The following is a 4,346-nucleotide window of genomic DNA, read 5'->3' as shown; positions in this document are numbered from 1 at the left end:
ACGAAGGCGCCCGAGCACAGCGACGCGACGCGCGCCCCTCGGCGATGGGCGCGGCGGAGGGCGTGGAGCAACGGCTCGGGCGGCGTCTCGTCGATGTCGCGCCACGCGGGCACGATCACGGTGTCGGCGCGGCGCAGGGGCGCGAGGTCGTGCAACCCGTCGATGGTGAACCCGGCGCCCGTACGCAGCGGCGGAGGCTCGGCTGCGCACACCGAGAGCCGGTAGGTCGGCACGCCGTGCGCCGAGCGGTCGATGCCGAAGACCTCGCACGGCACCGCCAGCTCGAACACCGCCACCTGGTCGAACGCCACAACCGCGACCATCTTCTGGCTCATGGCAGCATTCTAAGGGTCACGGCCTCTCCTGCCAATGGCAGGATCGTGCCGAAGAGTGTCAATCCCGCCGCTCGCCACCCCGACGGCACGCGTAGAGGATCAGACCATGTACCCGCATCCGTACGTCGTCGACCAGCTCGCCGAGCAGCACCACCGTCAGCTGATCGCCCTCGCTCGCGCCGAACGGCTCGCCCGGCGCAGGACGCGCGGGGCCAACCGACGTTCGCCGGAGGCACGGGGCTCGCGCCGATCCTTGTTGGGCAACCGTCCTCACCCCACCACCGGTTGACGGTGTGAGACGTTCAGCGTGAGGGCTGGTACACCCCGAAGACGCCGCGCAGGACGTCGCTGACCTCGCCGAGGGTGGCCCGGCGCCGCAGCGCTTCCTTCATGGGCACGAGCAGGTTCTGCGTGCCGCGCGCCGCGGCTTCGAGGTCGGCGAGCGCGGCACGAACCGCGTCGGGCTCGGGTCGTTCGGCCTTGAGCGCGCGCACGCGGTCGGCCTGGCTCCGCTGCAGCTCGGGGTCGATCGGGAACACCTCGACGGGCTCGGGCTCGCTGTCGACGTACTCGTTGACGCCCACGATCACCTTCTCGCGGTCGTCGATCGCCTTCGTGTACGCGTAGGCCGCCTGCTCGATCTCGTCCTGCATGTAGCCCGCCTCGATGGCAGCTACCGAACCGCCCATGCCGTCGATCTTGTCGATGTACTGCCAGGCCTCGGCCTCGACCTGATCGGTCAGCGCCTCGACGAAGTAGGAGCCGGCCAGCGGGTCCACCGTGTCGGCCACACCCGACTCGTGGCCGATCACCTGCTGGGTGCGGAGCGCGAGCTTGGCCGCCCGTTCGGTGGGCAGGCCGATGGCCTCGTCGAAGCCGTTGGTGTGCAGGCTCTGGGTTCCGCCCATCACCGCCGCGAAGGCCTGCACCGCGACGCGCACGATGTTGACCTCGGGTTGCTGGGCCTGCAGCGTGGAGCCGCCGGTCTGGGTGTGGAACCGGAGGAGCTTCGACTTCTCGTCCTTGGCGCCGAAGCGCTCGCTCATGATGCGATACCACATGCGCCGCGACGCCCGGAACTTCGCGACCTCCTCGAAGAAGTTGTTGTGCCCGTTCCAGAAGAAGCTGAGGCGCGGCGCGAACTCGTCGACGTCGAGGCCTGCGTCGAGTGCCGCCTGCACGTAGGCGATGCCGTTCGACAAGGTGAAGGCGATCTCCTGCACCGCGGTCGAGCCCGCCTCGCGGATGTGGTAGCCGGAGATGGAGATGGTGTTCCATTGCGGCAGGTGCTCGTTGCAGTAGGCGAAGACGTCGGTGATGATCCGCATCGACGGGCGGGGCGGATAGATGTAGGTGCCCCGCGCGATGTACTCCTTGAGCAGATCGTTCTGGACGGTTCCGCCCAGCCGCTTGGCGTCGACGCCCTGGTCCTCCGCCACCAGCTGGTAGAGCAGCAGCAGGATCGACGCGGTCGAGTTGATCGTCATCGACGTCGTCACCCGGTCGAGGGGGATGCCGTCGAGCAGGCGGTGCATGTCGTCGAGGGAGTCGATGGCGACGCCGACCTTGCCCACCTCGCCCTCGGCCCGCGGGTGGTCGGAGTCGTAGCCCATCTGCGTCGGCAGGTCGAAGGCGCATGAGAGGCCGGTCTGGCCCGCGCCCAACAGGAACTTGAAGCGCGCGTTGGTGGCCTCGGCCGTGCCGAAGCCCGCGTACTGGCGCATGGTCCAGAGCCGGCCCCGGTACATGTCGGGCCGGATGCCGCGTGTGTACGGCGGCTTCCCGGGCTCTCCGAGCTGCGAGTCGGGGTCCCATCCCTCGAGGTCGCGCGGGCGGTAGACGGGTTTGATCTCGATGCCGGAGTCGGTGCGGCGCTCGTCGTTCGCCATACCGCTCAGGCTACGACTTACGCGGCGGGAGGCGCTTCTCGCGGGTGAGGCATGCAGAGCTCGTCGTACTCGGCGATGACGATCTCGCCTGCGTTCTCACCGCACGCCGGGCACTCGGGGTCGCGGTTGACCTTGAACGTGCGGAACGACTCCTCGAGCGCGTCGTACGCGAGCAGGCGCCCGATCAGGGGGTCGCCCAGGCCGAGGAGCAGCTTGATGGCCTCCATGGCCTGGATGCTGCCGATGATGCCGGGCAGGACGCCGAGGACGCCGGCCTCCGCGCACGACGGCGCCAGCTCCGCGGGCGGGGGCTCGGGGATCATGCACCGGTAGCACGGGCCCTGGTAGGGCGCGAAGACGGTGGCCTGGCCCTCGAAGCGAAAGATGCTGCCGTGGACCACGGGGATGCGCTTCAGCAACGAGGCGTCGTTCACGAGATAACGCGTCGGGAAGTTGTCGGTGCCGTCGACGATGACGTCGTAGCCGTCGATGATGTCGAGGACGTTGTCGGCGCCGAGCCGCACGTCGTAGGTGACGACGTCGACGTCGGGGTTCAGCGCGGTGAGAGTCTTCTTGGCGCTGTCGACCTTGCGCTCGCCGACGCGGTCGACGTTGTGCAAGATCTGCCGCTGCAGGTTGGAATGGTCGACCACGTCCATGTCGATGATCCCGAGCGTGCCGACACCTGCGGCCGCCAGGTAGAGGGCGGCTGGCGAGCCGAGACCGCCCGCGCCGAGCAGCAGCGCACGCGAGCTGAGCAGCTTCTGCTGGCCCTCCTCGCCCACCTCGGGCAGGAGCAGGTGGCGCTGGTAGCGGTTGCGCTGCTCGGGGGACAGGGTCTGGGGCGTCTTCCAGTCGCGACCCTCGTTCTTCCACTTGTTGAAGCCGCCCGCCATGGAGACGACATCGGTGTAGCCGAGGTCGGTCAGCGTCTTCGCGGCGAAGGCGCTGCGGATGCCGCCCGCGCAATACACGACGACCGGCGCGTCGCGGGAGATGCGAGTCTCGACCTGGCTCTCGAGGTGGCCGCGGGGGATGTGCACCGCGCCCGGCAACGCGCCCTGCTCGTACTCGTCGGGCTCTCGCACGTCGAGCACCACCGTCTCGGGTCGGGACGCGATCGCCGCCTCCGCCGTCGCGGTGTCGACCTCCCGGATCTGAGCCTTGGTCTGCTTGAGTAGCTCTCGGAAGCTAGCCATCGTGTCTAAAACCCTACCCGATGAGTCAACATTCCCGAGCCGCCGGCTCACCCCACGATGGCCGGGAGCACCTCGCTGATCGAGCCGCGCAGCACCGCGTCGGCGATGTCGTCGTAGGGCGTGGGCTCCGCGTTCACGATGACGATCCGTGCCCCCGCGGCGTGTGCCAGCGGCACGAGCGCCGCCGCCGGGTAGACGGTGAGGCTCGACCCCACCGCGAGCAGGAGGTCGCACGCGCTGACGGCCCGTTCCGCCCGCTCGAGGTCGTCGGCCACCAGGTTCTGGCCGAACGAGATCGTCGCCGACTTGAGGATGCCGCCACACGACCGGCAGGGCGGGTCCTCCTCGCCCGCGCGCACCCGCTCGAGCGCCCGCTCCATCGGCGCCCGCTCGCCGCACGTCATGCACATCACATGGCGCATGGTGCCGTGCAGCTCGACCACCTTGGCCGGGTCGGTGCCCGCCTGCTGGTGAAGCTCGTCGATGTTCTGGGTGACGAGGGAGTGCAGCTTGCCCTGCCGCTCGAGGGCCACGATCGCCCGGTGGCCGGCGTTGGGCTGCGCCGACCAGGCGGGCGAGTCGAGCCGGTTGCGCCACGCCTGCTTCCGCACGTCGCCGTCCGCCATGTAGTGCTGCAGCGTCGCGGTGCGCTCCGCCCCCGGGTTCTTCGTCCACACGCCCTGCGGTCCGCGGAAGTCGGGGATGCCCGAGTCGGTCGAGATCCCGGCCCCGGTGAGCACGACCACCTGCGCGGCCTCGCCGAGCCAGGCGGCCACCTGCGCGACTTCGTCGTCCACGTTCCCAGCCTATTGACCGCTTCCGGGTCGCTGCTCCCCTCTTGACAGCGCCGTGGTGTTGTAATGAAATATCGTGAAACAGCAGGAGAGTACCGCAGCTGTGAACAGCAGCTGAAGGAGCACGCT

4 protein-coding genes and 1 pseudogene (1 of these 5 running past the window's edge) are annotated in these 4,346 nt (G+C 69.3%); 1 reads left to right on the top strand and 4 read right to left on the bottom strand.

The genetic code is table 11. The features are described from left to right. Positions 1 to 335: pseudogene (locus tag E6G06_17215) on the bottom strand (helix-turn-helix domain-containing protein) (it extends 601 nt beyond the left edge of the window). A 106-nt stretch (positions 336 to 441) separates the two neighbouring features. On the opposite strand from E6G06_17215, the gene E6G06_17210 reads away from it, so the two are divergent. Further along, positions 442 to 624, top strand: coding sequence for a hypothetical protein (locus E6G06_17210; GenBank protein ID TML87785.1), 183 nt, complete (start codon positions 442 to 444; stop codon positions 622 to 624). A gap of 13 nt (positions 625 to 637) precedes the next feature. Here E6G06_17210 and E6G06_17205 read toward each other — a convergent pair whose 3' ends face one another. The 3 genes from E6G06_17205 to E6G06_17195 are packed head-to-tail and all read right to left on the bottom strand — an operon-like array spanning position 638 to position 4,220. Then, on the bottom strand, positions 638 to 2,224 hold the full coding sequence (locus E6G06_17205) for a methylmalonyl-CoA mutase (protein TML87784.1): 1,587 nt from the start codon (positions 2,222 to 2,224) through the stop codon (positions 638 to 640). A 17-nt stretch (positions 2,225 to 2,241) separates the two neighbouring features. After that, on the bottom strand, positions 2,242 to 3,423 hold the full coding sequence (gene moeB, locus E6G06_17200; GenBank protein ID TML87783.1) for a molybdopterin-synthase adenylyltransferase MoeB: 1,182 nt from the start codon (positions 3,421 to 3,423) through the stop codon (positions 2,242 to 2,244). Between the two features lie 47 nt (positions 3,424 to 3,470). After that, positions 3,471 to 4,220, bottom strand: a complete 750-nt coding sequence (locus E6G06_17195; GenBank protein TML87782.1) for an NAD-dependent protein deacylase — start codon at positions 4,218 to 4,220, stop codon at positions 3,471 to 3,473. Positions 4,221 to 4,346 lie beyond the last annotated feature (126 nt).

The sequence above is a fragment of the Actinomycetota bacterium genome (assembly GCA_005888325.1).
Taxonomy (GTDB): domain Bacteria; phylum Actinomycetota; class Acidimicrobiia; order Acidimicrobiales; family AC-14; genus AC-14.
This window is presented reverse-complemented; position numbering and strand designations above follow the sequence as displayed.